General features: G+C 31.8%; 1 protein-coding gene. It reads right to left on the bottom strand.

The window, feature by feature from the left end:
• Positions 1–953, bottom strand: a 953-nt coding sequence (locus tag MPF19_RS19045; RefSeq protein ID WP_249989854.1) for an IS256 family transposase, incomplete at its 3' end; no start/stop codon positions are given.
• Between the last annotated feature and the right edge of the window lie 90 nt (positions 954–1,043).

A 1,043-nucleotide genomic window follows, 5' to 3' on the forward strand; every position in this document is an offset into this window, starting at 1 on the left:
ACGGTAAGTTCATCCCAGTTATTTTCCCAACTTTTAATCGCATAAGAATATTTAGAATCCCATTTATCTTTAAAATCTTTTAAGGATGCCTTTGCTGCTTCTTTTGTCGGTGCAGTATAGATTTGTTTCATGTCTCTGGTAAACTCTTTTTTATCTTTCCAAACAACGTAACGACAGGAGTTTCTAATCTGATGCACCACACATATTTGAGTAACAGAATTAGGGAAAACAGTTTTAATTGTATCTGTAAATCCATTTAAATTATCGGTTGCTGTGATTAAGATATCTTGTGTTCCTCTAGCTCTAATGTCGGTTAAAACACTCATCCAAAAAGCGGAAGATTCATTTTTACCTAACCATAAACCAAGTACTTCTTTTTTTCCATCAGTTCTCAAACCTACCGCGATGTAAATGGTTTTGTTGATGACTTTAGAGTTTTCTCTAACTTTAAAAACGATTCCATCCATCCAAACTATAAGATAGGTTGCTTCTAAAGGTCTATTTTTCCAAGCTATAATATCATTGGTGATACTATCGGTAATTCTTGATATAGTGCTTGTGGAGATATTAAAATCGTAGAGTTCTCGTATTTGTTCTTCTATATCGCTATTACTCATCCCTTTTGCATAAAGGGAAATTATAATGTTTTCTATACCTTCTGTGGTACTTTCTCTTTTCTTAACAATCATTGGGTTAAAAGAACTTTCACGGTCTCTTGGAACGTTTATTTCTGTCTCCCCTAAAGTTGTTTTTAGTTTCTTTTTGGTATACCCATTTCGAAGATTAGTTGATTTACTTTTTTGATGCTTTCCATAGTCTAAATGAGCATCTAACTCTCCTTCAAGTATTTTTTCTATGCCTCGCTTATGAAGCTGTTCTAAAAAATTAGTAAGTTCTGATCCGCTTTTAAATTGCTTTAAAAAATCTTCGTTTAAAATGTCTTCTGGTTTCATAAATATGTAAAATTTAAAATTAATAAAAAAATCTCAGGTTAATTAATTAACCTGAGATTTTAAAACTTACACACTTTATGAGACAGTGCC

Source organism: Polaribacter sp. Z014 (genome assembly GCF_023555435.1).
GTDB lineage: Bacteria > Bacteroidota > Bacteroidia > Flavobacteriales > Flavobacteriaceae > Polaribacter.